The following is a 26,887-nucleotide window of genomic DNA, read 5'->3' as shown; positions in this document are numbered from 1 at the left end:
TTAAAATAACGATGGTTCATAGGGTTATCCAATCAAAACCGGAAGGTTAAAACCCTAACTCTAATATACAAGGAGGAAGATGATGATCGAGATCCTGCTGCGATTTAGTCTTTTTGGTTTATCATTAGCTGGCTATGTCTATCTTTTTGTACGAGTTTGCCATTTTCCCAAACACATCAGCTGGATCGCTGCTTGCTGTTTGCCGATCCTCGTTCTTTCCTTTGTCGCATATGGTCCAAAAGGATGGTTGATCTGGGGGGCATGGGTTTTATTTGGTCTTGGCTTACTATTATGCGTTTGGCGTTTTTGGCAGGAGCGCTATCAGGTACGTTGGGGCTTGCAAGAGCCCATCCTGCTGTGGTTTTACGGCTATTTTGCTTTGTTCGTTTTAACCTTGCTTCACAGTCATTTGACCCACTATGACAACTTCTCCCATTGGGCGACGATCGTTAAATTCCTTTATACGCAGGGACAATTGCCAACGGCAGCCGATGCCATCATCAGTTTTACTTCCTATCCTTTAGGCAGCTCGCTGTTTGTTACTTATACAGCGATCATTGTTGGCTATCATGAGAATGTCTTGCTGATTGGTCAATTGATTTTGATTTTCTGTAGTCTGTATAGTTTCTTTGCGATTATTCGTGATCCGAAAAGAAAGCTGGCTTTTGCCCTGATCTTCACCAGTATGGCGGTTTTCAATTATTTTAATATTGCGATTCGAATGAATAATTTGTTAGTGGACTTTATCCTGCCAGTGTTGACTTTAGCTGGCATCGCTGGCTTATTCGCTTTAAAAGGCAACGTACTACCGTCGATCGGTTTCTTTCTTTTGATTGGCGCCTCTCTTGATTTGGTCAAAAATAGCGCCGTCTTTTTTCTGCTGATTTTAGGTGGCTATTTACTAGTCTGCTTGTGGCAGGCATCAGTTCGTTGGCGGCAACGGCTGGGCATGATGATTGTAGGATTAGCTGCCATTGGGCTCTCTGTCCTGCCGGCGATTCTTTGGAACCTGCATGTCAAAGCGAATTTTCCTAAATCGAAGCATGAAGTCAGCGTGACCGCTTATAAACAGATTTTTGGTGAAAAGGATTCTCAGATACTGCAGCAGATTACGGATGTTTTTGTCAAAACCATCACGGATGTTGCGACGATCTCCACGCAAGGGATTCTCTTGATCCAGGTCATCCTGTTGGGCAGTTGGCTATTTGTCCGATTTATCATGAAAAAACGCAATCCATTTTTCAAAGAACTGCTGTTGATCGATGGTATCATTGGTGGGTATTATTTAGGAATCTATGCCATGTTCTTGTTCTCGATGCCCACTGATGAAGCATTGTCTTTGGCAGGGTTCGATCGCTATGCCTCAAGTATCGTGATTTTAGCACTTGGATTAATGACCTTTTTCATGGTCAGAGGCATTGATCATTTGTATCATGAACAAGCGATCGATCGGCGAAACTATCGTAGTTTTGCCAGCTTGACTACGAAAAAAATCTATCAATACAGTACCTTGATTCTGTTGTTTTTTGCGACATTGCTGATCCTTTCTGAAAATAATGGCATGCGTTATACCAATCGTGAATATGCTGCTTCGATTCCAGCACAAGTTTCAGCCGTTACTGGCGATCACTTTGACCTAAACGAGAAAAAATATTTGGTGGTCAGTACTAACAAAGAAGCAGTAGATAGCTACTTAGTTGGCTATGTCGGAAAATATTACTTGTTTTCACCTAATGTCGATGGCCGAGAGAATTTCCTCTTATCCGATACAGATTTTCGCACGCTATTAAAGCAATACGATGAAGTCGTCGTCTTAGAAGAGCACTATACCTTTAATGCCATGACGAAGAAGCTAACAGGCAAGACCTTTGCCCCAGGCGTTTATTCGGTGGCGGAGGTGTTGGGGCGTTAAGGAAAGGATTTGCTCAAGCGTATCTCGTTATTAGAGAATCAAAAGTTAAAATACCAATGAAACAGACGACAGTTCGTTTGTTCATTGGTATTTTTTTTCTGTTCCCACTGAGTAATATCCTCTATACTATGAAAATACCAAGGGACATGTAAATAATCTGGATTAAACGAAAAAGTACACATGAAAAAAACGGCGCAATATATTCAGTGCCTATGATTTACTGTAATGAATGCAGTAAAAGTAAGTGTTTTCATTTTTTTAAGAAAAAGCTACCATTAGAAATGTAGACGAGGTGATAGTTTCATGATCAGTGAACGGGAAAAAGCAATTATTCGATATCTCTTAGAAAATGGACCAACAACGGTTGCTAAAATTGGGTTGCATATGTCGCTTTCGCAAAAGACAGTTTCGCAATCGCTAAAGAGAATTGATGAATTTTTGCAGGAAACAGCAATAAGGCTTGTTCGCAAACCTAGAGTAGGGGTATTTCTTGATGGCGATTCAGCTGAAATTCTAAAGTATCTTGATGGGAACGAGGAATCAAACTTACCGACGAGCAAAAAAGATCGTATTCAGTTTCTTTGCTTTGAAATACTGAAACAAAAAACGTATTTTACGCGTCAACAACTGCAAGATGCACTCTACATCAGTAAATCAACTTTAGAAAATGACATGGGGCAGGTAAGCGAGATCTTTCGTCACTTTAACGTTACGATTGAAGTTTTACCGGGGAAGGGTTCCTTTTTGAATTTGTCAGAACAAGAAAAACGTCGATTAGCATTTGATTTGATCTACTATTTCTGGGGTGGAAATTGGAAAATAACACAAGAGCAGCAACGCTATTTGCATTCGATTCAAGGAATTCCTCAGTTTGTTAATGATTTTATTGACCTGACAAAGATTTCTTTAGTTGATACGCTCTTACAAGAGTATTTGAAAAAAGAACAAATTACGCTTAATGATGCTGCCTATCACTCACTATTGCTTCATCTAATCATCATGATTGATCGGGTCAAAGAGAAGAATTATCTGACTTTCGAAGAAAGAAGACATCCTTTGATGGAGAACAGAGCTTTTTATCGTTTTATTGCTTCAATAGAAGAAACGTTTTCTCTGTCATTGCCAGTTTCGGAAGTTCATTATATTTCGCTTCATATCTATGGGGATTCGTTGATGAAGAAGAATGACTCCGATGATTTGCTTGATGAAACGATACGCAAATTGATTCATGAAACGATCTCCCTACGCAATGAAAGTCTTTTGTTAGGATTGGTATCACATATCAAAGAAGCTATTTATCGCATTCAAAAAGGATTAGTCATTCATAACCCTTTTCTAAATGATGTGAAGAAGAATTTCCCTTTGTCTTTTGAGGAAGCGCTTCGATTAGCTCATGCCTTAAATTGGCATTTTTCGATTTCGATCCCTGAAGATGAGGTTGCCTTTCTGGCCGTACACATCCAAGTGATGAAAGAACAACGAGAAGAAAAACAACCTAAGAAAGTGAGTGTCTTATTAGTTTGTAGCAGTGGGAAAGGCACTTCACAGCTACTAGCTGCTCGTATTCGGAGAAATTATGAGCAAATCGATATTTCCAGGATTCTTTCAATTCAAGAGTTGATTCAGACCAATATTTATGAGGACTTGATTTTATCGACAGTGGATTTAAAAATCGATTCGATTCCAACAATCCATGTTTCACCTGTACTGAATAAAGATGAGCAGCGAAAAATAGAAGCCTTTTTAAGAAAAGTCGAAGAAAAACAAAATGGTTCTTTCAGTCAGTTTGCGAAATTGATTCATGAGGACTTGATTTTTTTAGATCATCATTTTGAAGATTATCAAGAGGTGATTACATTTATTGGGGAGCAATTGATTACTCGTGGGTATGTAAACGAGGAAATGATTGACTCTTCGCTAAAAAGGGAACAGCTTTCCTTTACTTCTTTTGGACGATTCGCAACACCTCATGGTACACCAGAATACGTGAAAAAATCAGCGATTGTATTTTTACGTCTTAATAATGAGATCCACTGGGGAGAAACAAAGGTGAAATATGTCTTTTTCATCTGTATCAAAGATGAAACTGTACAAGAACTTGAGGAAATCTATGACACGATGCTTAATGTGATGGAATCAGATGAACGAACCTTCCTCCTTAAAGGGACGAAAGAGGAATTAAAAAAGTATTTACAAGGGGGAACATAAAATGAATATAGAAACACTACTACCTTTTGAACATATTGTTCTTGGTCTAGAGGCAACCACTAAAGAAGAAGTGGTCCGTCAATTAGCAAAAATATTGGTAACTGGAGGTATCGTTCAATCCGAAAATGAGTATGTTCAATCAGTTATGGAAAGAGAAGATCACTCGACCACAGGAATAGGCAATAATATAGCAATCCCCCATGGAAAAAGTCGTGCAGTTTCTGAACCCGCAATCGTTTTTGCTCGGTTAAAGGCACCATTAGAATGGCAATCCTTAGATGATGAACCAGTAACGGTTGTGATTATGCTTGCTATTCCTGAAGAACATCAAGGAGACACCCATTTACGGATTTTATCAGAAATTGCCATGAAATTGATGGATGAAGACATCACAGAAGCGCTGAAAAGCGAAACAGATAAAGAGATTATCGCGAAACTATTAAGCGAATAAAACGGAGAAAAGGAGAAAGAAGAATGAAGAGAAAAATTATTGCAGTAACGGCGTGTGCCACAGGAGTTGCCCATACCTTTATGGCGGCACAGGCGTTAAAAAAAGCAGCAGCGAAACGTGGGGATTTAATCAAGGTTGAGACACAAGGAGCAACAGGTATCGAAAATGAATTGAACGAGCGGGATTGTCAAATTGGGGAAGTCGTGATTTTTGCCGTTGATACGAAAGTGAGAAATGAAGAGCGTTTCAATGGCAAGGAGATCCTTAAAGTCCCGGTAGCAGCCCCTATAAAAAATGCAGAAAAAGTAATTGAAGATGCATTAAAGCTGATTGATCAATAAAGAGGAGGAAAATCAGATGAAAAAGTTGGCAAGTGAAATGAAAAATCATGTTTTAACAGGAATATCTTATATGATTCCTCTGGTGATTGCCGGAGCAGTTATCATGGCGATTTCTCGAGTAGGCGGATCAATATTTGGGATCGTCGATATTTGGGACGCCTCTCATGGAGAAAGTGCGAATACGATCATCCGATTACTCCATAGTTTAGATGGATTCGGTGGCATCGCTTTAGGATTGATGTTTCCCGTAATATCGGCATTTATTGCTTATTCGATTTCCGATAAGCTAGGGATTGCCCCTGGTCTTGTTGGAGGGATGTTAGTAAAAGACATTAACGCAGGCTTCTTAGGCGCAATTGTTTCAGGGCTGATCGCTGGGTACATCTGCTTGTGGATCAAAAACCATATAAAGCTGCCAAAATCGATGGCATCGGTAGTTCCAGTGTTCTTAGTTCCTGTTTTAGGTACTTTAGTCACTGTCCTACTTGTGAATTATGTGATCGGTACACCATTTGCAGCTATCAATGTGGGCTTAGAGTCATGGTTGAACGGATTGAGTGGCGGAAATGCGATCGTGATGGCGGCAGTTGTAGGGGCAATGGTTGGATTTGACCTTGGGGGACCAGTAAATAAGGCAGCTGTGACAACCGCGATGGCTTTATTGACAAGTAACGTTTATGCACCAAACACTGCAGCGCAAGTGGCAATCATTATTCCACCAATTGGTTTAGGCTTAGCGACTGTTTTTGCAAAGAGTAAATACAATAACGAATTAAAAGAAGCAGGAAAATCGTCGATCATTATGGGTCTAGTAGGCATTTCAGAAGGAGCGATCCCATTTGCGGTGGAAAATCCACTAAAAGTGATCCCAGTGAATATGATTGGTTCAGCGATTGGTTCTGCAATGGCTGTAGGTCTTGGAGCTGTCAATACAGCCCCAATCTCTGGTTTTTATGGCTGGTTCACTGTAGAAAAATGGCCACTGTATGTTTTATCGATTGCTACTGGCTCATTATTCATTGCGATTTGTACAAGCTTGCTACGTTCAAAAGATGCGGGGAAAGAAACAGATACCACGATGGAAGAATTTGACGAAGCTGCTTGGGAAGAGCAGTGGGAAGCATAGCTATGACAAATGTACACATAGTAAACCACACCCATTGGGATCGTGAATGGTATTTTACTTCAATGGACTGTGTCGTTTTGAGTGATCAATTATTTAGTGATGTACTAAAAGAACTAAAGAGGCAACCGACTGCTTCTTTCGTGTTAGATGGACAAATGTCTATTCTAGACGATTATTTAGAACTCTATCCTGAGCGCTTGACTGAGGTCAGAGAGTTGATCGCCAATGGTCAATTGTTCATCGGTCCTTGGTACACCCAAACAGATGCCTTTTTTGCTTCTGGTGAGTCCATCATTCGAAATGCCATGATTGGTATATTTGATAGCAAAAAATATGGCAGCTATATGCCGATCGGCTATTTGCCAGATACATTTGGTTTTAATGCTCAAATGCCAACCATATTGAACGAAGTTGGACTTGATAACATTATCTTTTGGCGAGGCATCGATTTAGGGGAACAGGTCAAATCCCCTTACTTTAAATGGACGAGTTTAAGTGGGCAAGATTCACTGTATGCGGTGAATTTTCCTCAAGGATATGGTGCACAGCAGCAATTGGAGCCAACGAGCAGTTATGTAGATGGCAGACTCGATAAAGGTGTCGATTTTATTAAGAGCTACGCGAATGAACCTGAAATCTTGATTCCAACTGGAAATGATCAGTTAGGCATTGTTTCTGCCATAGAAGAAAAACTAACGAAAATCAATCAGCTTGGAAAATACAAGTATCAATTGAGCACCTATCCAGCATTTATGGAGATCGTCCGTCAAAAAGAACTGGAAGTTTATCAAGGAGAGTTTCGTGCACCGGTTTTTGCTCGGGTCCACAAAACAATTGGTTCAGTACGAATGGATCTGAAACGTGAGATTTTTCGATTAGAAAACAAATTAGTTTTAGAAATTGAACCAATGCTAGTTATTGCGAAAGATTTAGGGATTGAATTAAGTAATCGATTGCTAACGAAAGCTTGGAAAAAGTTATTTGAATGTCAAGCCCATGATAGTTTGGCAGGCTGTGTATCAGATAGTGTTGCTCAAGATATCAGTCATCGATTAAAAGAAATCAGTGAGATTTGTGCTAGTATTGAAAATTTGATTTTAAAAAGAATCAGTGAAGGACTCGCTTTACAAGCCAATCAATTTCTGATTCTTCATCCAACACCAGTGCCATTTCAAGGGGAGAAATTCGTTAAGATCGTATCTAGAACCAACAATATCAAGGTTATTGGAGCTGATTCATCTGTTCTTCAAGCAGTGTATATCCCAAGCAGGAAAAATATTATGGAAGAAACGCCTGCTGGCAACCGTTTTATTGAAGAAGAGGGGTATTATCTGTTAACTGTTCAAGTGGCTTGTGCCTTTTCAGGTCTTGGTTATCGAGTCTTTACATTTGAAGAGCAAGAGACAACTCCTGAATTGTCTTTAGATCAAAACCCATGGATTAGAAATGGGAAATACACGCTTTCCTTTGAAGACGGCCACCTGATTTATTCAGATGGAAAACAACAGATCGTGGATTTCTTGTCGATCATCGATGATAGTAATGCCGGTGATACGTATGACTATTCGCCTATTTTGAATGATCAACCGATCACGCTTTCTTTTGCCAGTTGCAAAGGAAAGCAAGAAACGTTGGTTTTGGAAGGAAGTTTACATCTACCGTATACGATCGAAGAACGGATGAAAGGGATCGCCACCAAAACATTCGCCTATACATTGATCCTCCAACTGACAAAAAACGGTGAGGTAAACGCAAAGCTACGTTTTAAAAATACGCTTTTAAATCATCGGATTCGAGTGAAAGCTCGACTAAACAAGCCGATAGAAAGAGCGGTTGCAGCCATTCAATTTGGTTATCTTGAAAAAAGAAATCAAACACTGGAAAATTGGCAAGAAAAATATGCAGAAAAACCCGTCAATATTGAACCATTTGAAAAACAAGTGGTTGTTTATGATCAAGAAAACGCCCTCGTTTTTTATAGCGAGCAGAGCAAAGAGTATGAATATCTCGACGACTCCTTATATGTAACGGTACTAGCTACAACCGACTCCCTTGGAAAACCGGATTTGTTGTATCGACCAGGTCGCGCTTCTGGCGATACAACCAAAAAGGGACATATTATGATGGAAACGCCTCTTGCTCAAATGGAAAACTATGAGATGGTCTTCGATTTTTCCCTGCGAGTTGCATCAACAGCTATTTCTGAAGAGTTGTTGGCTACTTGGAAAACTGTTAAAGAACAGCCATCGATTTCTTATCAATTGCAAGATTTGAATTACTTTATTTATCGCATAGATAATAAAATTCAAAAGCTCATTGATCCATTATCTCTGACCGACATGTCTCTTTCTTTGCTGTCCTGCAGCTTAGAACCGGGTGTGGGAGTCAGTGCGCTTCATAATGCGTATTACTCTGAGGGAATCGTTATCCGTTTCGTCAATTCAACAAACAAAGAACGATCTCTTGAGCCAAAAAAATTATTTAATGGGTACGCATATCAACGAATCAATGCATTAGAAGAACCGCTTGAAGCGGATCATATCATCCATGCTTATGGGGTAGCAACCTATTTATTAACTAAAAAATAGGAATAAAGAACACAAAATTTGTCGAGAAGGAATTGCTTCTGTAACGTTTTCCTCTACAAGATTTTGTGTTCTCGCTTTTTACAATGTTTAGAAGGAGTTTTTATGTCCGTACAACTTTTATTGCTTGCCTCACTGCCTGCACTAGGATGGGGCTTAATGCCAATCGTCGCTAAATTGATGGGAGGGAAATCAGAGGAACAACTGCTAGGAACAACAATCGCAGCCTTGATTTTCGGTAGTGTATTTGGTTTTTTGAATCAAGTGAGTTATGCCATGGTGCCATTTTTCATCAGTTTATTATCTGGGGTTTTTTGGGCTTGCGGACAATACTTCCAATTTCTCGCTTTGGAAAAAGCGGAGGTTTCTAAAGTAATGCCCGTCTCCGTCGGTACCCAATTATTATTTGTTACATTAGCATCTGGCTTCTTTCTCAAAGAATGGAAAGATTTAACGACGGTAATTTTCTCAATCATGGCACTAGGAGTCATCCTAACAGGTGTTTACCTTGTAACTAAGACAACTCATCAGAAAACAAGCTTATCACAGCAAGTACTTCTTTATCTATGTTGTTCTTCAGCTTTTTTGATGCTATATGTGACAGTCACTGGTCTGTTTCAGATAAGTGGAGCACAGATTTTCTTGCCTCAGGCAGTAGGGATGTTTCTCGGGGGAAGCGTGATTTCCTTGAAAAGTAAGAAACAACTGCGTTTCCGCAAAATAATCCGCAATTTAGGTACTGGTAGCACTTGGGTTCTCGCGAATGCTTCGTTATTCGCTGTGTCGTCTTCTTTGGGTGTAGGCGTAACCTATTCATTTTCTCAAATGAGCTTACTTGTTGCCACCTTTGGAAGTATTATTTTCTTAAAGGAACGAAAAGTTGGCAGAGAAAAGCAATTTGTTGCTCTTGGTAGCTTGCTCTATATTGTTGGTGTATTAGGGATGAGTTGGTTGAAATAAATTTATCAGTTGAGCAATTTTAGTTAGCGACCAATAAAATAGCAGATAATAGTATAATCAATAAATGAAAAGAAACATGAAATCAGTGAATGATTTCATGTTTCTTTTTTACCGTCCATTCTCCGTCTGTCGATAATCACTAGGTGAAATGCCGACTTTTTTCTTGAATAAACGGCTGAAATAGACGGTGTTTTCGATGCCGATCGCCAATGAGATCTCTTTGATGGAAAGGCGAGAATAGCGCAAAAGGTCTTTCGAATAAGAGATGCGTTTGCTGATCTGGTACTCGATGGGGGGCAAGCCCATATATTTGGAAAACTCCTTGACGATTTGATACTTATTGATATGATACCTTTCCTCCAAAGATTCCAATGTGATCCCTTGACGGAAATCTTCTTCTAGCTGGTCACGAATCTGCAAAATATAAGGCGGGATTTCACTATCCGAAAAGTCGAGATGATATTTTTGCAGGAGCAGTTCATTGAGCAGCTGATGGATCAAAACAGAGCTTTGGAAGGCAGTTTTCGCATTTGGTTCTGGCTGTAACATCAATAAATCTTGTAAGACCAAATGGATCGGATTTTGACGACTGCTGGCAGGATTGGTGTGAAAAACTGGACTGCCATTTTTGAAAAATTCCTCATAAAACGCTGCGACGTTGGCGCCATATAGATGGATCCAGTCCATTTCCCAGGGCTCTTGACTAACGGTACGGTAGTACTGATAGTCTAGACAGTCGATAAAAAACACATCACCTGCTTTCAATTGATAGCTTTTTCCTTTGTAGCGCAATTCACCGCAGCCGGACAATGTATACTTGATCAAATAAGAAGGCAGGTTCTCTCGTTCTGTAAAGTAAGGTTTGCTGGCTTTGAAATAGCCGATTTCTTGAATGTAATAAAAAAGTTCACGCTGCTTTTGGGTTGAAGTATTGATGTAACGCAGTGAATCAGTTGACCATGAGTGGTTGGCTTTTTCCCAGTAATCCATCGGATCCTCCTTTTTACCAAGATTGTGCAAGTCTTTATCAAAATTGTGTGATGAAACTCGTTGATTGTCAAGCTAAAATTGAGGTAACAAGAATGAATCAATGAATTGTAATCGATTTATTTTTTAACAAGATAATGAAAGGTGGAGACCAGTGAACACATTTATCGCAATCGATATCGGTGCATCAAGCGGTCGTCTGATGCTGAGCCGTTGGGAAAATGAGCAGATCACTTTAGAAGAGATCCATCGCTTTAAAAACGGCTTTCGTCCTCATGAAGGCTTTGACCGTTGGGCGATCGATTATTTGATCCAAGAGATTTTAGTAGGACTGCAAAAAGTGAAACAAGCAGGTATCCATGACTGCTTCGTCGGAATCGACACCTGGGCAGTGGATTACTGTTTGATCGATCAAGCAGGCGAACGTTTAGGCGACCCAGTCGCTTATCGAGATAGTCGCACCAATGATGTGATCGCAGCTTTTGGTCAGCGCTATTCTTTGCAAAAACTGTATGAGAAAACAGGCATTCAGCTGCAGCCCTTCAACACGATTTTTCAGTTAGCCGCAGAAGAAGCGCAACTGCTGCAAAAAGCCGACAAGCTGCTGTTGATTCCAGACTACTTGGGCTACGTTTTTACTGGTAAGATGGTCACGGAAAAAACCAATGCTTCGACGATGCAGCTTCTAAATGCCAACACCCAAACATGGGATGCAGAATTGTTAGCTGAGATCGGTGTAACAGAAGGACTATTCCCACCATTGGTTGATACAGGAACGGTTTTAGGCGCACTGCAAACACAGAAGTTTCCAGCCTATGATTTGCCACAAGCGACCTTTGTCACTGTCGCTAGTCATGATACGGCATCAGCGATCATCGGTACACCTGGAGAGGGGGCAGATTGGGGCTACATCAGCAGCGGGACTTGGTCATTGCTGGGGATCGAAACCAAAGTACCCAATGTTTCCCTTGCCGCCTTCGATGAAAATTATACGAACGAATGGGGTGCCCACAACACGATTCGCTTTTTAAAAAATATTATGGGCATGTGGCTGATCCAAGAAGTGGCTCGGCAGCAAGACTATCAGTATTCCTATGCAGAATTGGCGGAATTGGCGCAAGCAACGCCTGCTTTTCAACAGTTTGTCGATGTCAATGATCCTCGTTTTTTGAATCCAGAAAACATGATTACTGAACTGCAAGCGTATTGTCGAGAAACCCAGCAGAAAGTTCCAGAAACCGCAGGGGAACTGGCTCGCTGTGTGTATGATAACTTAGCGCTTTGCTATGCCAGTGAATTGCAAAAGCTGGAACAGCTGACAGGTACGACGAACAAGCTGCAAAAACTGCATATCGTGGGGGGCGGTTCCAATAATCGCTTTTTAAATCAACTGACGGCTGATGCTGCGCAGCTGACGATCGAAGCTGGCCCAAGTGAAGCAACGGCGATCGGTAATCTTTTAATGCAGATGATGAGTGCTGGCATCTTCACGTCGCTGGCTGAAGCACGCCGCGCGGTCAAACACTCATTTCCTTGCAGTGTTCATGAACCACAGTCTTTTGATCACAAGATTTTAAGCAACTATCAACGTTTTATAAAAGGAGTAGGAAAAAATGACAACGATTCAACAGCGTTATGAAGAAGCTAAGACAGCATATGCCAAATTAGGCGTCGACACGGATGCGGTTTTGAAAAAATTAGCCGATGTGAAAATCTCGATGCATGTTTGGCAAGGGGACGATGTCCAAGGATTTTTGAGTGATGAAGCATTATCTGGTGGGATCTCTGTAACGGGGAATTATCCTGGTGCTGCCCATACCCCAGAGGAGTTGCGCCAAGATTTAGAAAAAGCCTACTCTTTGATTCCTGGAAAACACAAATTGAACCTTCACGCCATCTATTTAGACACCGAGGAAGCAGTGGATCTAAATGAATTGGAGCCGAAGCATTTTGAAAAATGGGTTGCTTGGGCGAAAGAACAAGGCTTAGGTTTAGACTTCAATCCAACCTTTTTCTCACATCCCATGTTCAAAGATGGCTTTACCCTTGCTTCACCAGATGAAGAAGTTCGTCAGTTCTGGATCGAACACGGCAAACGTTCTCGTCAAATCGCTGCTTATATGGGGAAAGAAACTGGGCAAGTCTGTGTCAATAATTTCTGGGTGCCAGATGGCTACAAAGACAACCCAATCGATCGTTTTACACCACGGGAACGCTTGATGACAGCATTAGATGAGATTTTTGCTGAAGAATTGCCAGCGGAATACACGGTAGATGCCGTGGAAAGCAAGTTGTTTGGTCTTGGTGCCGAAGCCTACACCGTCGGCTCTCATGAATTTTATATGGGCTATGGCTTGACGCGCGATAAATTGATTTGTTTGGATGCTGGACATTTCCATCCAACCGAAGTGATCTCCAATAAATTGTCTTCATTGGCACTATTTAGCAAAGGCATTTTGCTGCATGTCAGCCGTCCTGTACGCTGGGATAGTGATCATGTCGTGATCATGGATGATGAATTGCAAGAGATTGGTCGCGAATTGGTTCGCAATGACTTATTGCCAAAAACCAACATTGGGTTAGATTTCTTTGATGCGACGATCAATCGGGTCGCTGCGTGGGTGATCGGGACGCGCAATACTCAAAAAGCGTTGCTAAAAGCGATGCTAGAACCGATCGAAGAACTAAAAGCAATCGAATTGTCAGGTGATTTCACCACTCGTTTAGCCATGACGGAAGAATTAAAAGACTATCCGTATGCAGATGTTTGGAATTACTTCTGTGAAAGCCAAGGGGTACCAGCAGGTCTGGATTGGCTATCAGAAGTGAAAGCCTATGAAGAAACCGTCTTAAAAGCCAGAAAGTAGGAGAACGATGAAAAAGATTGATATTTTACAAGCGAATTTTGTACAAGAAATGATGGAAACGACAGCAAACCTTTACCGTTTAGGGTGGGATGAGCGCAACGGCGGCAATATTTCTTACTTATTAACAGAAGAAGAGATCTTGCCTTTCATCGATCCGCAAAGCGTCTTGCGGGAAATTCCCATGATTTTTGATGCCACGCCACTAGCTGGCAAGTACTTTATCGTGACAGGTTCAGGAAAATACTTTAAAAATGTAGCGGCACATCCAGCGGAAAACCTTGGTGTGATTCGAGTCAAAGAAGATGGGCAAACATTGGAATTGCTTTGTGGCTTGGAAAATGGTGCGGTGCCAACGAGTGAACTGCCAAGTCATTTCATGAGTCATATCGCTCGCTTGTCGGTCGATCCAGAAAACCGAATCATCATGCATAACCACGCATCGCATCTTTTAGCCATGAGTTTTACCCATGAGTTGGATGAACGCAGTTTCACGCGGACCTTGTGGCAAATGTGTACGGAGTGCTTGGTGGTCTTCCCAGAAGGTGTTTCCATCATTCCTTGGATGGTTCCAGGAACGAACGAGATCGGCGAAGCAACGGCTGCTAAAATGAAAGAGACCCGTTTGGTTCTTTGGCCGCAACATGGCATCTATGGTGCTGGCAAAGATATGGACGAAGTCTTTGGCTTGATTGAAACGGCAGAGAAAGCTGCGGAAGTGTACACCTATGTCAAAGCGCAAGGCCCAATTTTACAAACCATTACAGATGAAAATCTGAAAAAATTGGCTGACGCTTTCAAAGTCACTCCCCGAGCAGGCTATCTTGAGGTATAATCAATGGTAGAAGAATAGAAAAGGCTTTCAGTTTTTTCTATTTAAAATATATTGTGAATAAACAAACAAACGGAGGTAGGAAGAATGGCAAATAGAATGATTTTGAATGAGACATCGTATTTTGGAAAAGGAGCGATCGAGAACGTACCGACCGAATTCAAGGCACGAGGGTTTAAAAAAGCGGCAGTGATCACCGACAAAGATTTGGTGAAATTTGAAGTTGCGACCAAAGTGACGAAATTATTGGAAGAAGCAGGTGTCGATTATGCGTTATATGATGGGATCGTGCCGAACCCAACGATCCAAAATGTCAAAGACGGCTTAGCGTTTGTCAAAGAAGCCCAAGCCGATTGTATCATTGCGATTGGCGGTGGTTCACCGATCGATACGGCAAAAGCGATCGCGATCATTGCTACGAATCCTGAATTTTCCGATGTGATTAGTTTGGAAGGCGTGGCAGACACGAAACATCCATGCTTGCCGATTTTAGCGGTACCGACAACTTCTGGGACTGCAGCCGAAGTAACGATCAACTATGTGATTACAGATGAAGAAAATCATCGGAAATTCGTTTGTGTAGATCCTCACGATATTCCTCTGGTAGCCTTTGTGGACAGCGATATGATGATGGGGATGCCTAAGAGCTTGGCAGCCGCAACGGGAATGGATGCCATGACCCACGCCATCGAAGGCTTCATTACCAAAGGCGCTTGGGAAATGACTGATATGCTGCACATCAAAGCAATTGAGATCATCGGACGCTCATTGAGAGATTCCGTGAATGGCGATCAAGCAGGACGAGAAGCGATGGCGTTAGGACAATACATTGCCGGTATGGGCTTTTCAAACGTCGGCTTGGGCTTAGTCCACGGCATGGCCCATCCATTGTCCGCTTGGTACAACATTCCTCACGGAGTAGCGTGCGCGTCCTTGTTGCCAACCATCATGAAATACAACAAAGACTTTACGGGTGAAAAATACCGTGAGATCGCGATCGTTTTAGGCATTGAAGGGGCAGATACGATGTCACTTGAAGACGTCCGCGATGCTGCTTGCCAAGCAATCGATCAGTTAAGCAAAGATGTGGGTATTCCAGCGACCATTTCTGAATTAGGCGTCAAAGAAGAAGATATCCCAGCCATCGCCAAAGATGCCTTGAACGATGTCTGCACACCAGGCAACCCGCGGGATACGACTTTAGAAGAAATTATTGAGCTTTATCGTTCGTTGATGTAATCTTGTTAAAGGTACGAGATCGAAGAAATGAAAGATACTTCTGCAAGTTTCCCTTAACAACGATCTGCTGATCAGTTGCTATTTTAACAGCGTGATGATCCTTTCTTTTGAGAAGATCATCTCGCTGTTTTATTCTGAAGATTTCAGTAAAATTGCGAGGCAAAGCGTTAGATTTTTGAAGAAATCGTTGTGCCCATATACTAGTAATCAAATCAAAAAAAGTGATCATTAGAGTTGGTTCTCTAATGGTCACTTTTTTGCTGTACGCAAGATCACAGCGTACCGATCGCTTCAAAATCATCACCTATCAAGAGCTGAGAGTTTCAGAATTGGTTAGTCAGCCATCCAATCATCTCTCGATAGCACTCATCAGCGCTCGCATTTGGTGTCCGATCAAAGTCATGCTGATCTAAGTCGAGCCAAAGTGTTTTGGCATGGGGGACCTGTGCAGCGAAAGCTTCGGATGCGCTGAAGGGAACATCTGGATCTTTTTTGCAATGAACGACAAAGCAAGGAGGAAAGTCTTGGTAAGCGGCAGCAGGAATCGCCAAGGCTGCCAGCTGTTCCCGATTGCCTAAATAACGCTGCCAGTTGCCATATTGACGGGCGGAAAGGTACAAAGGGAATCGTTTTTCTAACGTGCCGTGGGTGATTGGTTGGCTTTCGATCATAGTTTCGGCGTCGAGTGGCGGGACTTTCGGAAATTGCGTGTAAAAGCGTGCCGGCTGCAAAAATTCTTTATAAAACAACTCTTGGTATCCGTAAAATCGGATCAAGCCTTTTTGCTCCGGATGCTTTGTGCGTGCGGTCAGTAAGGTCGCTAAAAAACCGCCGGCGGAGCGACCGAATAGAATGTACTCATTTGCACCAACGCCGCTGAAGTGCCAGCCTTCTGCCAAAAACCATTCCACTGCCTTTTTTGTATGAAGGTAGATATCGTGTAGCGCTACTTCGGGAGCCAGTGGATAATCGAACAGGTAAAGGCTAACACCGGCAGCCAGCAATTGGTGGACATAATCCTGCGGAAGGTCTTCTCGCTGACCATAGAGGAAGCCACCACCATGAAAATACAAAAGGCTGATCCGAGGCTGCGCCGCTTTTAGGATCGTCACTTCTAACGGCAAAGTGCCGTAGGTGTCAAATTGGATTTTTTCTGTTTGCGCAAAGGCATTTTTAGGATAAACCATTGTTTTCTTCCTTTCTTTTCTTCGATAGTATAAGGAAGAGTATAGGAGAAGGAAGCGGTTTAAAAAACAGCGTTATGACTAAAAATAGAAACGGTTTTGTCGAAAGTGAACAATGATGTCCTTCAGTAACACGCTTACAATAACCGTATAAATCAAAGGAGGCAGAACAATGGAGTTGAAAAAAGAAGTAGCGGCAATGATCGATGCACTATCTCAGATTGGGAGTGATCCAACTGGAGGAATGACTAGACTGCTTTATACCGATTCATGGAAAGAAGCGCAATCATTTGTAGAAAAACAATTAAAAGAAACTGGCTTAACGACGTCCTATGATGCAGTCGGCAATCTCTTCGGCAGATTGGAAGGCAGCCAGTATCCAGAAGAAACGATTCTTTCAGGGTCACATATCGATACCGTCGTTAACGGTGGCACATTAGACGGTCAATACGGGGTCGTTGCTGCTGCTTTAGCGATCAAGTATTTAAAAGAGACCTATGGGCAACCTTTACGCTCCTTGGAAGTCATCTCAATGGCAGAAGAAGAAGGCAGTCGTTTTCCAACCGTTTTTTGGGGAAGTAAAAACTTTGTCGGAGAGGCCAAAAAAGCCGATGTTGAAGCGATCACAGATTTTGAAGGCAATCGCTTCGTGGCAGAGATGCAACGCCAAGGCTTTGATTTTCGCGACCCACAAGAACCGGTTCGATCAGACATCAAAGCCTTCGTGGAAATCCATATCGAACAAGGCAGTGTTTTAGAAAAAGAAAATTTGCAGATCGGTGTCGTCAATAGTATCGCTGGTCAAAAGCGCTACACCTTTGTCTTAAAAGGACAAGCCAATCATGCAGGAACCACACCGATGGGCTATCGCCAAGATGCTGTGTATGGTTTTGCCAAAATGTGTGCCGCAGTGATCGACCGTGGCTTAGAGCTTGGGGATCCATTAGTAGTGACATTCGGTAAAGTTGAGCCAAAACCGAATACGGTCAACGTGGTTCCTGGTGAAGTGTTGTTTACGATGGATTGTCGCCATACTGATGGGCAACTATTGGATGCCTTTACTGCTGAAGCAGAACAGATCATTCAAGCGATCGCCAAAGAGCACGACCTGACAGTGGAGATGGATCTATGGATGGATGAACGCCCTGTGCCGATGGACGAGACGATCGTTGCCACGGTGGAACAAGCGGTGAAGCAAACCGGCAAACGTTACAAAGTCATGCATAGTGGGGCGGGGCATGATTCCCAAATCATTGCACCACATTTTCCAACGGCGATGCTGTTTGTACCAAGTATTGATGGGATTAGCCACAACCCAGCCGAAGCAACGACTATCGAAGATTTAACAGCTGGGGTAGAAGTTTTAGCAGCTTCCCTTTACGAGCTAGCATACAAAGAATAGAAAGCAGGGACACACATGGGATACAAAAATAATAACACGGGCTATTTAGATGGATTGCTGCAATCACGAGCAGTCATTAGAAAAAATAATTTTGCGATCTTGCCGCATGATGGGCTAGTGAATAATGTCATTCCAGGATTCGAAAACTGTGAATGTTCGATACTCGGCACACCAAAATTAGGGGCGTCTTTTGTCGATTACATCATTTCATTCAAAAAAGATGGCGCCAACCAATTGGGCTTCGGCGGTCCAGAGATCGAGAGTTTCTTGTATGTCATCTCGGGCAAACTGGAAGTAAGTGATGGCAAAGAAACCCATACATTGACGGACGGAGGCTATATCTATCTGCCTGCTGGAGAAAAACTGTATATGAAAAATCTCCAAGAAGAAGCGACAGAAGTGTTCTTGTATAAGAAGCGTTACCAACCGTTAGAAAATCACCAATCCTACAAAGTAGTGGGGAATCTTTCAGAGTTGACACCGATCCAATACGAAGGGATGGCTGACGTCTTGCTTTGGGATTTCTTACCGAAAGAGTTGGGCTTTGACATGAATATTCATATCCTTTCCTTTGAACCAGGGGCAAGTCATGGCTACATTGAGACCCACTATCAAGAACACGGGGCGTACTTACTGTCAGGTAAAGGGATGTATAACTTAGACAATGAGTGGTTCCCGGTGGAAAAAGGCGACTACATTTTCATGAGTGCCTATGTACAGCAAGCGGCCTATGGTGTTGGTCGTGACGAACCATTGACCTATATTTATTCCAAAGATTGCAACCGCGATCCGGAAATTTAAAGGAGTTTAGAAGATGGAAGAGACGGTTATTGTACAGTCACAAGAGTTACAGCAATTGATCCAAAAAAAATTAGCGGCTGCTGGTTTGTCTGAAGCGCACGCAGCCATCGTTGCAGAGCATTTGGTCTTTGCCGATGCCAGCGGGATCCACTCTCATGGGGCTGTACGGGTAGACTATTACGCAGAGCGGATCGCTAAAGGTGGAATGAATCGCACTCCACAGATCACGTTTGAAGAGACTGGGCCGAGCAGCGGGATCGTTCACGGTCAAAATGGCGCAGGGCAGGTCGTTGTATTAGAAGCGACAAAGCATGCCATTGAGATGGCCAAACGTTCTGGGATCGCGGCAGTTGGTGTACGGAAAACGAGTCATAGTGGGGCGCTATCCTATTATGTCAAAAAAGCTGCAGAAGCTGACTTGATTGCATTATCTATGTGCCAATCAGATTCAATGGTGGTTCCTTTTGGCGGCAAAGAAAATTATTTTGGTACCAATCCAATCGCATTTGCCGCACCACGAAAACAGGGGGCACCGGTGGTCTTTGATATGGCAACGACGGTCCAAGCGTGGGGCAAAATATTAGACGCTCGCTCCAAAAATAAAGAGATTCCTGCAACATGGGCCGTTGATGCCCATGGCAAGCCAACAACGAATCCGCATCATGTTCATGGGTTATTGCCAATCTCAGGACCAAAAGGCTTTGGGTTGATGATGATGGTGGATATCTTGTCTGGAATGCTTCTTGGGCTGCCTTTTGGCAAGCATGTTTCCTCTATGTACAACGATTTGACGAAAGGTCGCGACTTAGGGCAATTTATTTTGCTGATCGATCCGCAACGTTTTACAGATTTAGACACATTTAAAGAGTCGGTGGAAACGATGATCGAAGAGCTGCACGATATACCAGCTGCTGAACAGTTCCAGCAAGTCTATTATCCAGGCGAGATCAATCAACTAACTTATGAAAAATATATGGCAGAAGGTATTCCTATCGAAAAGAACATTTATCGCTATCTCATTAGCGACACGGTTCATTTTGACCAGTATTCTGGGTCAGATGCCTTTGCACAGACAGGAACAGGAGAGTGAGGAGACCCATGTTACACACTATTATTCAAAAAAACAATTACCAAGATTCCATTGTTTTAATGCTTTTGACCAATCGTTTACTGACGATCGAAGGGATCAACAACGCTTCGGTCATGATGGGTACACCTGCCAATAAGGATATCTTCAAGACGGGTGGTCTTTATACCGAAGAGATGAGCAATGCGACATCCAACGATATGGTACTCGTTTTAGACATTGAAGGGGAAGAAATCATCGAAACAGTCCTGTCAGAAATCGATGCCTTCTTATCGGACCAAAGCAATAGCGCAGGGGAAGAAACCCAAAGCGTCAAAACTTGGGAAAAAGCCTTAGATCTTGGAAAAGATGCGAAGGTCGCTGTCTTATCGATTCCTGGTACTATGGCAGCACCAGAAATTGAAACCGCATTAGCAGCGGGCAAACATGTTTTTTGTTTCAGTGATAACGTTTCATTGGAAGAGGAAGTTCGGCTAAAGAAACTGGCTCATGAACAAGGACTTCTTTTAATGGGACCAGATTGTGGCACAGGGATTCTCAATGGGATACCAGTAGCCTTCACGAATGCCGTTCGTAAAGGGAAAATCGGTGTTGTCGGCGCTTCGGGTACGGGCATCCAAGAAGTCACCACCATCATTCATAAATTGGGTGCCGGTGTGACACAAGCCATCGGAACCGGTGGACGAGATCTCAAAGAAGCCGTCGGTGGGATCACCATGAAAGACAGCATTCTTGCCTTGGAACACGATCCTGATACAGAGGTGATCGTGGTGATCTCCAAACCACCTGCACCACGTGTCCGCGATGAAGTATTGGCATTATTAAGAAGAGGAACAAAACCTGCAGTCACGATTTTTCTTGGGGAAGAACCAACGGATCACGAAGAAAATCTTTACCGAGCCTACACGCTGGAAGAAGCGGCACAATTAGCCGTACAGCTGCTACGTCAAGAACAGATTGGATTAGAGCCAGTAAAAGAGGAAACGGCAGCTGTCGCTTTTGGACCTGAACAGCAAAAAATCAAAGCTTACTATTCTGGTGGAACATTGGCGTACGAAGCAGCGATGCTGGTCAAAGCAGGATTAAATCTAGAACAAGAAGATGCCCCTCAGGAAGGGTACATCTTAAAAGCAGCTGGCCATGAGATCATCGATTTAGGTGATGACATCTATACGCAAGGCAAGCCCCATCCGATGATCGACCCAACAAAGCGGATCGAACTGTTGAAACAAGCGGGAGAAGATCCTGAAACGGCAGTGATTTTGTTAGATATCGTTTTAGGGTACGGCTCTCATCAAGATATGGCGAGTGAATTGGCACCGACCATTAAATCGTTGAAGGAAGCTACACAAGCAGCTGGCCGGGAGTTAGCGGTGATCGCTACGATCGTCGGAACTGATTTAGACCCCCAAGACAGTAACGAGCAAGCAGAGATTTTAACCGCAGCTGGCGTGATTTTGTGTCAAAGCAATGCCCAAGCAGTCAAACAAGCTTTAGCATTACTCGGTCACCCCTTTTCACCAATTAATCGTAAGCTGTTGCCAAAAGCAGTGACAACTGCCGAAGCATTGCCAGAGCCATCTGAAAAGAGCCGCGAATTGTTGGCAAATGACGCATTCATCAATGTAGGATTGCGTAGCTTTGCGGAAGCAATCCAGGCGCATCACGGTCAAGTCGTTCAATATGACTGGCAGCCAATTGCTGGTGGAAACGTAACGTTACAAAAAGCCTTACGTTTCTTAGCACAAGTGTCACTATCAGAGTAGGAGGAAGTTATCGTGTACGAAACTATTGAAGAAGCAAACCAAGCCGTTATTGCCAAAATCGTTGCGGGTTCGCCTTTTTTGCTGGATGTCGTTCCAGCAGTCAGTGTCATTCCAGAGTTAGGTGAAGGAAAAGTCCTATTGCATGCAGGACCACCGATCCGCTACGATCAGATGATCGATCCGATTCAAGGTGCTTGTGTTGGTGCGGGGCTTTTTGAAGGCTGGGGCGAAACGGAAGAAGAGGTACGTCATTTATTAGCATCTGGGGAAGTTCAACTGATTCCTTGTCACCACGTGCAAGCGGTTGGCCCAATGGGGGGCATCACCTCTGCCAATATGCCAGTGCTCGTGGTGGAAAACAAAACCGACGGCAACCGAGCATATTGTACGATGAACGAAGGGATCGGGGCAGTTTTACGATTTGGCGCCTATTCTCAAGAAGTCATTGATCGCTTGCATTGGATGAAAAATACGTTAGCACCAGTTTTAAGTGCTGCACTACAAACAAAACCCGATGGCTTGAACATCAATGTTTTAGTCGCAAAAGCAATCGCCATGGGGGATGAGTTCCATCAACGGAATATCGCTGCTTCGTTGGCGTTCTTAAAAGAAGTAGCACCAGCGATCGTTACTCTGGAAGGATTTGAAAAAGAAAAACCAGAAGTCATTCAGTTTCTAGCAGACACGGATCAGTTCTTCTTGAATATCATGATGGCTTCTTCAAAAGCGGTGCTTGATGGCGCCCGGACGATTGAAGAAGGCACGGTTGTGACCGCAATGTGTCGCAACGGGCATGAATTCGGTATCCGTATTTCTGGCATGGGAGATGAGTGGTTTACTGGTCCTGTCAATACACCAAAAGGGCTGTATTTCTCAGGATTCAGTGAAGAAGATGCCTCTCCAGATATGGGCGACAGTGCCATTACGGAAACCTTTGGTGTTGGGGGAATGGCAATGATTGCTGCCCCAGCTGTGACACGCTTCGTTGGTTCTGGTGGATTTCACGATGCGTTGAAAACCAGCAATGAGATGTTAGAGATCTCCATTGATACCAATCCGAATTTTCCCGTTCCTACATGGGACTTCAAAGGGATCTGTTTAGGGATCGATGCTCGGAAAGTCGTGGAAACAGGGATCTTACCGGTGATCAATACAGGGATCGCCAACAAACAAGGTGGACGGGGACAAATTGGTGCCGGGACAGTGACACCACCAATGGATTGCTTTGAAAAAGCTGTCTTGGCTTATGCAAAAAAATTAGGATTTGAAGAATAAATCAGGGACTGAAAACGTGAAAAAGGAGCAATCGAGCGATGATACAGGCAAAATGGATCGACCAAGCTTTATTTGAACCCGCATTTATCAATGGCAACTGGATCGTTCACAGTGTGTTTCAGCATAGTTTTAATCTGCAAGATTCTCGTCAGGATCAGCTGATCTGTGTCTCCAAACAAGCGGCTCGCGTGCCCAAAGGGATGATTTTAGCTGCCGACGATTATGCAGCGTTGGCGACAGGCTTAGTTGCTGGTACCACTCTTTTGGTTCAGCAACGGGTGATCCATTTTCCGCATCATCGTCTGTCTTTTCAAAAGGCAGCCAAATTTACAACCACCTTTCCAGCTGGCACAGTCCCATTTGATCGAGAACTGTTTTGGTCAACCCTTCAAAACGTCACGGAAAAGACGGGGATTCAAGAAGCTGTTTCAGAAACCATCCGCAGCAATCATCCGTTTTATGATGCAATCGATCAGCTATGCACGCCTTCATTTAAGGAACAACGGCAAGCAGTCGCTTATTTAGTCGGACGGGGTGTCGGATTGACCCCCACAGGCGATGATATGCTAGTTGGTCATTTACTGGCTCGCCGAGTGATGGGGCAAGAAGATACCCGCTTGGTGGCTTATCTACAAAGAAGGCTGTTGACAGTCAATGATTTGACGACTGACGTCAGTAAACATTATCTTCTGCATGCACTGACAGGCGCATTCAATCAATCGGCATTATCCTTGACCAAGTGTACCGATTCAGTGGCTTTTTCCAAAGTAATTAAAGAGATACTAGCGATCGGTCATACCTCGGGGGCCGACTTTTTGGCAGGGTTTGCTCGCAGTATCGATCAATTTCAAAACAATAGAAATGAGGAATTCATATGGCAAAACGAGTGGTCATCGCTCTAGGGGGCAATGCAATTTTAAAACCGAATCAACCAGCGACCGTTGAGACACAGCTTGCAAATATCCAGTTAAGTGCAGAACAGATCGCTAAAATCGAGAAGCTTGACCATCAAATCGTCGTGACGCACGGCAATGGTCCGCAAGTCGGCAATATTTTACGACAAAATGAAGAAGCCAAAGAAGTCGTGCCGCCTTTTCCACTGGATGTCTGCAATGCAGAGTCACAAGGCTTTATCGGTTATTTAATGGAGCAAAGCATCAAAAATAAAATCGAGCAAGAAGAACTGACCAGCAATGTCGTGACCTTATTGACCCAAGTGGAAGTGGCAGCGGATGATCCCGCGTTTGAAAAGCCAACGAAGCCGATCGGCTTGTTCTACTCAGAAGAAGAAGCAAAAAAGATGGCTGAGGAAAAACATTGGGTGATGGAAGAAGATGCTGGACGTGGGTACCGTCGCGTCGTGCCATCTCCACAACCTGTGACGATCCACGGCGTGGAATCAATGGTTCATTTATTGAATCAAAATACCATCGTGATCGCTGGTGGCGGCGGAGGGATTCCAGTCGTAAAACAAGCGGAAGGCTTGAAAGGGATCGAAGCAGTCATCGATAAAGACCGAACCGGAAAGAAATTGGCAGAGCAAGTGGATGCCGATGTATTTATGATGCTGACCGACGTCAACAACGTTTATATCAATTACGGAACACCGGAGCAAGAAAAATTAACGGGCTTATCCGTAAGTGAAGCGCAAGCATATTTTGATGCGGGGCATTTTGCAGAAGGTAGTATGGGGCCGAAAATGGAAGCGGCGATTGCGTTTGCCAAACAAGGAAAGACAGCAATCATCTGCTCATTGGAAGAAGCGGACTTAGCATTGTTAGGTGAAGCAGGCACAAGGATCGCTGGGTAACACCAGCGATCCAACTGCTTGATTCGCCTATTAGTCGCCTTCTTCGGACAGCTCAAGGGCTAAACGCAGATCCAGGCTGATGCTAGGATCATGCACGTTTTTTCCTAGTAGCTTTTGACACTGTTCGATGCGGTATTTGATCGTGTTGCGATGAACGAACAAGGCTTTGGCGGTGCGGGTGATCTCACATTGATAATCCAAGTAAGCTCGTAAGGTTTTGCGCAATTCGATGGTGGCATCTTCTTGCGGAAACGCCAATTCTTTAAGAATCGTACGGCAGAAATAATGGATATCTTCAGGACTCATTTTTTCAAATAGACTCCGCATTCCCCGTTGATGGTAGAAAGAGACGATGGACGAATCATGTTGGCCTCTTCGTTCTTCATAAGCAGTCTTTGCTTCGATGTAGGAGCTGGCTAAATCATTGATACTTTCACAGACACTTCCTACACCAAAGGCCATTCGAAATGGCAACCGATTGGTCAAAGCATTGGCGGTCTCAATCAAATGATCTTCTAAGGCATCACACTTGTGCTGCACGAAAATCGCAAAGTGATTGCTGCCCTTTAAGCGAAAGAGACAAACATCTTTGATGCGATAAGGTAGTTGTTCACTAAACCACTGATAAACCAAGTCACTTTCTTCTTTTAGGTATTTGTCTTTGCCTTTGGTTTCTTTGGTTGGTTCGCAGGCACCATAGATGACACGATAATGGCGGGCTTTGACCAACCCGTAAGTTTTTCCGAGATCTAACCAATCCTTTTGTTCTTGCTTGGTCGATTGCTGGTATTCGATCATCCGTGTTAAAAAGTCACTTTTTAAATCTTCAAAAGATTCTTGCACTTTTTGGTTCTTGTAAAGCATAAACGACAAGACCAAGGCTGCTTGTTCCAGCGCAAAATCCGAGACAGGATAAGGAATCGCCTCAGGATTCAAAATGACTAAATAATGGGGGAAATAAGTGGAGGTTTCAATGGCATAATAAGAAATTTGTGACGTTTTTTCATGAAGATCTTTGATAGGGATCGCCCCGCTTTTTTCACCAGTAAAAACCCCTTTCGTTTGTCCTAATTGATGGATGTAATACTCCGCGGGTTTTGACATGCGGGTGAAATGCTTGGAGTGGGCAATCACTTGTTTAAAAGGATTCAACAAAATGATCGGTGTATTGACCATTTGGCCAAAATCAGCGATAAAGCGAGCGATGCTGACATCCTTCATCAAGGAAGCAGAGAACCGTTTTTGAATGTCTAACGCATAACTCAGCTGCTCGGTTTTGGTGTTCCATAGCAAATTCAAAAGCTGGTGCATCAAACGCCCCAGCGGCATCGTGGCAGGTACTTCTACGATGGGGAAACCCAAGCTATCGGCGTAGGCGATGACTTCAGGATCGATGACATCCAAAAAACGACCGATCTTGATGCCTAATCCAGCGGCATTTTTGGCTACGAGAGAATCGATCAGCTCCAGAAGCGCTCCTTGATTATCTTTATAAACCATCGCCGTGCTTAAGATAAAGGTATGTTCAGGAATATAGTGGGCGATATCGGGGGTCTCGGTAATTTCGATACTGTCGACGGGAATTTCCGCAGTCAGGGGATCTGTCAATAAACGCAAATTGGAAAAGCGTGGTATAGCAAGCAATTCAGCAACTAACTTCATAGAGAAACTCCTTTTGGAATTGAACAAAATAAACAAAAACATGTCCTTTTTTAGCTTTATTGTACAACAAACTTGGAAACGTTGACAAGGCGTTGAACAGTGAAATCAAAAAGAGAAATGAGGGAAAAAGATGTATAAAGAGTTAACGATCGCACAACGTACGATCATGACACCAGGGCCTGTAGAAGCCCATCCAGCTGTTCTACAAGCAATGACCAATCGCATTTTGGGGCAGTTTGATCCGAATTTTTTGGCGATCATGGATGAGGTCAAAGAAATGATCAAACAACCATTTGGAACCAAAAACAAAGAGGCATTTGGGTTCTGTTGCAAAGTTTTAAATCTACTATCAAATAAGGTAGAATAATAGAAAAAGATAGCAGGAGGAATGACGA

Annotated in this window: 21 protein-coding genes and 1 pseudogene; 19 read left to right on the top strand and 3 right to left on the bottom strand. The window is 43.2% G+C overall.

Annotated elements, in window-relative coordinates:
• Positions 1-82 precede the first annotated feature (82 nt).
• The 7 genes from ACI3E5_RS16230 to ACI3E5_RS16200 all read left to right on the top strand — a co-directional run bounded on the left by ACI3E5_RS16230 (position 83) and on the right by ACI3E5_RS16200 (position 9,583).
• The gene (locus ACI3E5_RS16230) at positions 83-1,912 is read left to right on the top strand and encodes a glycosyltransferase family protein (RefSeq protein ID WP_081116836.1); all 1,830 of its coding nucleotides are present in this window, start codon (positions 83-85) and stop codon (positions 1,910-1,912) included.
• Between the two features lie 303 nt (positions 1,913-2,215).
• Positions 2,216-4,120: a BglG family transcription antiterminator gene (locus tag ACI3E5_RS16225; RefSeq protein ID WP_060791721.1), complete on the top strand. Its 1,905-nt coding sequence runs from the start codon at positions 2,216-2,218 to the stop codon at positions 4,118-4,120.
• A 1-nt stretch (position 4,121) separates the two neighbouring features.
• Positions 4,122-4,571 (top strand): PTS sugar transporter subunit IIA, encoded by a 450-nt coding sequence (locus tag ACI3E5_RS16220; protein ID WP_060791722.1) that lies wholly within the window; start codon positions 4,122-4,124, stop codon positions 4,569-4,571.
• 23 nt (positions 4,572-4,594) lie between these two features.
• A complete protein-coding gene (locus ACI3E5_RS16215) occupies positions 4,595-4,912 on the top strand; it encodes a PTS fructose transporter subunit IIB (protein WP_008380922.1) in 318 nt (105 codons plus the stop codon).
• Positions 4,902-6,038 carry a PTS fructose transporter subunit IIC gene (locus ACI3E5_RS16210; protein ID WP_071859233.1) on the top strand — a complete coding sequence of 379 codons (1,137 nt, stop codon included), beginning with the start codon at positions 4,902-4,904 and terminating at the stop codon, positions 6,036-6,038. Before ACI3E5_RS16215 ends, ACI3E5_RS16210 begins: the two co-directional genes overlap by 11 nt.
• Positions 6,039-6,040: 2 nt before the next feature.
• The gene (locus tag ACI3E5_RS16205; RefSeq protein ID WP_428208226.1) at positions 6,041-8,626 is read left to right on the top strand and encodes an alpha-mannosidase; all 2,586 of its coding nucleotides are present in this window, start codon (positions 6,041-6,043) and stop codon (positions 8,624-8,626) included.
• Positions 8,627-8,728: 102 nt separating this feature from the next.
• Positions 8,729-9,583 (top strand): GRP family sugar transporter, encoded by an 855-nt coding sequence (locus tag ACI3E5_RS16200; RefSeq protein WP_081116834.1) that lies wholly within the window; start codon positions 8,729-8,731, stop codon positions 9,581-9,583.
• Between the two features lie 108 nt (positions 9,584-9,691).
• Here ACI3E5_RS16200 and ACI3E5_RS16195 read toward each other — a convergent pair whose 3' ends face one another.
• Positions 9,692-10,573 carry an AraC family transcriptional regulator gene (locus tag ACI3E5_RS16195; RefSeq protein WP_060791726.1) on the bottom strand — a complete coding sequence of 294 codons (882 nt, stop codon included), beginning with the start codon at positions 10,571-10,573 and terminating at the stop codon, positions 9,692-9,694.
• A gap of 151 nt (positions 10,574-10,724) precedes the next feature.
• On the opposite strand from ACI3E5_RS16195, the gene rhaB reads away from it, so the two are divergent.
• From rhaB to fucO, 4 genes are all read left to right on the top strand, one after another.
• Positions 10,725-12,209, top strand: coding sequence for a rhamnulokinase (gene rhaB, locus ACI3E5_RS16190; protein ID WP_428208225.1), 1,485 nt, complete (start codon positions 10,725-10,727; stop codon positions 12,207-12,209).
• Entirely contained in the window at positions 12,184-13,437 is a 1,254-nt protein-coding gene (gene rhaA, locus ACI3E5_RS16185; protein WP_016612607.1) for an L-rhamnose isomerase, read from the top strand. The genes rhaB and rhaA overlap by 26 nt, the downstream gene beginning before the upstream one ends.
• 7 nt (positions 13,438-13,444) lie before the next feature.
• Positions 13,445-14,269, top strand: a complete 825-nt coding sequence (gene rhaD, locus ACI3E5_RS16180; protein ID WP_428208224.1) for a rhamnulose-1-phosphate aldolase — start codon at positions 13,445-13,447, stop codon at positions 14,267-14,269.
• An 84-nt stretch (positions 14,270-14,353) separates the two neighbouring features.
• On the top strand, positions 14,354-15,505 hold the full coding sequence (gene fucO / locus ACI3E5_RS16175) for a lactaldehyde reductase (RefSeq protein ID WP_081116832.1): 1,152 nt from the start codon (positions 14,354-14,356) through the stop codon (positions 15,503-15,505).
• A 323-nt stretch (positions 15,506-15,828) separates the two neighbouring features.
• Here fucO and ACI3E5_RS16170 read toward each other — a convergent pair whose 3' ends face one another.
• Positions 15,829-16,692: an alpha/beta hydrolase gene (locus tag ACI3E5_RS16170; RefSeq protein ID WP_081116830.1), complete on the bottom strand. Its 864-nt coding sequence runs from the start codon at positions 16,690-16,692 to the stop codon at positions 15,829-15,831.
• 169 nt (positions 16,693-16,861) lie between these two features.
• Between ACI3E5_RS16170 and allC the strand changes: the two genes are divergently transcribed.
• The 7 genes from allC to arcC are packed head-to-tail and all read left to right on the top strand — an operon-like array spanning position 16,862 to position 24,830.
• A complete protein-coding gene (gene allC, locus ACI3E5_RS16165; protein WP_498822104.1) occupies positions 16,862-18,091 on the top strand; it encodes an allantoate deiminase in 1,230 nt (409 codons plus the stop codon).
• Between the two features lie 15 nt (positions 18,092-18,106).
• Entirely contained in the window at positions 18,107-18,892 is a 786-nt protein-coding gene (gene allE / locus ACI3E5_RS16160) for a (S)-ureidoglycine aminohydrolase (protein WP_081117457.1), read from the top strand.
• 13 nt (positions 18,893-18,905) lie between these two features.
• The gene (gene allD, locus ACI3E5_RS16155; protein WP_096741530.1) at positions 18,906-19,982 is read left to right on the top strand and encodes an ureidoglycolate dehydrogenase; all 1,077 of its coding nucleotides are present in this window, start codon (positions 18,906-18,908) and stop codon (positions 19,980-19,982) included.
• 8 nt (positions 19,983-19,990) lie between these two features.
• Complete coding sequence (fdrA, locus tag ACI3E5_RS16150) at positions 19,991-21,745, top strand: acyl-CoA synthetase FdrA (RefSeq protein ID WP_252709303.1); 1,755 nt, start codon at positions 19,991-19,993, stop codon at positions 21,743-21,745.
• A 12-nt stretch (positions 21,746-21,757) separates the two neighbouring features.
• Complete coding sequence (locus tag ACI3E5_RS16145; protein ID WP_498822105.1) at positions 21,758-23,020, top strand: YlbE family protein; 1,263 nt, start codon at positions 21,758-21,760, stop codon at positions 23,018-23,020.
• A 38-nt stretch (positions 23,021-23,058) separates the two neighbouring features.
• Complete coding sequence (locus ACI3E5_RS16140; RefSeq protein ID WP_288306493.1) at positions 23,059-23,922, top strand: oxamate carbamoyltransferase subunit AllH family protein; 864 nt, start codon at positions 23,059-23,061, stop codon at positions 23,920-23,922.
• Positions 23,895-24,830 carry a carbamate kinase gene (gene arcC / locus ACI3E5_RS16135; RefSeq protein ID WP_015509188.1) on the top strand — a complete coding sequence of 312 codons (936 nt, stop codon included), beginning with the start codon at positions 23,895-23,897 and terminating at the stop codon, positions 24,828-24,830. The genes ACI3E5_RS16140 and arcC overlap by 28 nt, the downstream gene beginning before the upstream one ends.
• A gap of 30 nt (positions 24,831-24,860) precedes the next feature.
• Here the strand turns inward: arcC and ACI3E5_RS16130 are convergent, their stop codons facing one another.
• Positions 24,861-26,492 (bottom strand): PucR family transcriptional regulator, encoded by a 1,632-nt coding sequence (locus tag ACI3E5_RS16130; RefSeq protein WP_060791737.1) that lies wholly within the window; start codon positions 26,490-26,492, stop codon positions 24,861-24,863.
• Positions 26,493-26,622: 130 nt separating this feature from the next.
• Between ACI3E5_RS16130 and ACI3E5_RS16125 the strand changes: the two are divergent.
• Positions 26,623-26,811 (top strand): annotated as a pseudogene (locus tag ACI3E5_RS16125) (alanine--glyoxylate aminotransferase family protein); the annotation flags it as partial.
• Positions 26,812-26,887 lie beyond the last annotated feature (76 nt).

Origin of the sequence: Candidatus Enterococcus avicola (assembly GCF_047470845.1) — a bacterium.
Lineage (GTDB): Bacteria > Bacillota > Bacilli > Lactobacillales > Enterococcaceae > Enterococcus_D > Enterococcus_D casseliflavus.
The sequence above is the reverse complement of the archived record's forward strand: the minus strand, read 5'-3'. Positions and strand labels throughout refer to the sequence as shown.

What these genes read in the sequence shown, in the direction of transcription:
- ACI3E5_RS16215 (WP_008380922.1), top strand. Translation starts at nt 4,595, where the DNA reads ATGAAGAGAAAAATTATTGCAGTAACGGCGTGTGCCACAGGAGTTGCC.
- ACI3E5_RS16200 (WP_081116834.1), top strand. Translation starts at nt 8,729, where the DNA reads ATGTCCGTACAACTTTTATTGCTTGCCTCACTGCCTGCACTAGGATGG.
- fdrA (WP_252709303.1), top strand. Translation starts at nt 19,991, where the DNA reads ATGTTACACACTATTATTCAAAAAAACAATTACCAAGATTCCATTGTT.
- fucO (WP_081116832.1), top strand. Translation starts at nt 14,354, where the DNA reads ATGGCAAATAGAATGATTTTGAATGAGACATCGTATTTTGGAAAAGGA.
- allD (WP_096741530.1), top strand. Translation starts at nt 18,906, where the DNA reads ATGGAAGAGACGGTTATTGTACAGTCACAAGAGTTACAGCAATTGATC.
- ACI3E5_RS16205 (WP_428208226.1), top strand. Translation starts at nt 6,041, where the DNA reads ATGACAAATGTACACATAGTAAACCACACCCATTGGGATCGTGAATGG.
- arcC (WP_015509188.1), top strand. Translation starts at nt 23,895, where the DNA reads ATGGCAAAACGAGTGGTCATCGCTCTAGGGGGCAATGCAATTTTAAAA.
- ACI3E5_RS16140 (WP_288306493.1), top strand. Translation starts at nt 23,059, where the DNA reads ATGATACAGGCAAAATGGATCGACCAAGCTTTATTTGAACCCGCATTT.
- rhaA (WP_016612607.1), top strand. Translation starts at nt 12,184, where the DNA reads ATGACAACGATTCAACAGCGTTATGAAGAAGCTAAGACAGCATATGCC.
- allE (WP_081117457.1), top strand. Translation starts at nt 18,107, where the DNA reads ATGGGATACAAAAATAATAACACGGGCTATTTAGATGGATTGCTGCAA.
- ACI3E5_RS16130 (WP_060791737.1), bottom strand. Translation starts at nt 26,492, where the DNA reads ATGAAGTTAGTTGCTGAATTGCTTGCTATACCACGCTTTTCCAATTTG.
- ACI3E5_RS16170 (WP_081116830.1), bottom strand. Translation starts at nt 16,692, where the DNA reads ATGGTTTATCCTAAAAATGCCTTTGCGCAAACAGAAAAAATCCAATTT.
- ACI3E5_RS16230 (WP_081116836.1), top strand. Translation starts at nt 83, where the DNA reads ATGATCGAGATCCTGCTGCGATTTAGTCTTTTTGGTTTATCATTAGCT.
- ACI3E5_RS16225 (WP_060791721.1), top strand. Translation starts at nt 2,216, where the DNA reads ATGATCAGTGAACGGGAAAAAGCAATTATTCGATATCTCTTAGAAAAT.
- rhaD (WP_428208224.1), top strand. Translation starts at nt 13,445, where the DNA reads ATGAAAAAGATTGATATTTTACAAGCGAATTTTGTACAAGAAATGATG.
- ACI3E5_RS16195 (WP_060791726.1), bottom strand. Translation starts at nt 10,573, where the DNA reads ATGGATTACTGGGAAAAAGCCAACCACTCATGGTCAACTGATTCACTG.
- ACI3E5_RS16220 (WP_060791722.1), top strand. Translation starts at nt 4,122, where the DNA reads ATGAATATAGAAACACTACTACCTTTTGAACATATTGTTCTTGGTCTA.
- allC (WP_498822104.1), top strand. Translation starts at nt 16,862, where the DNA reads ATGGAGTTGAAAAAAGAAGTAGCGGCAATGATCGATGCACTATCTCAG.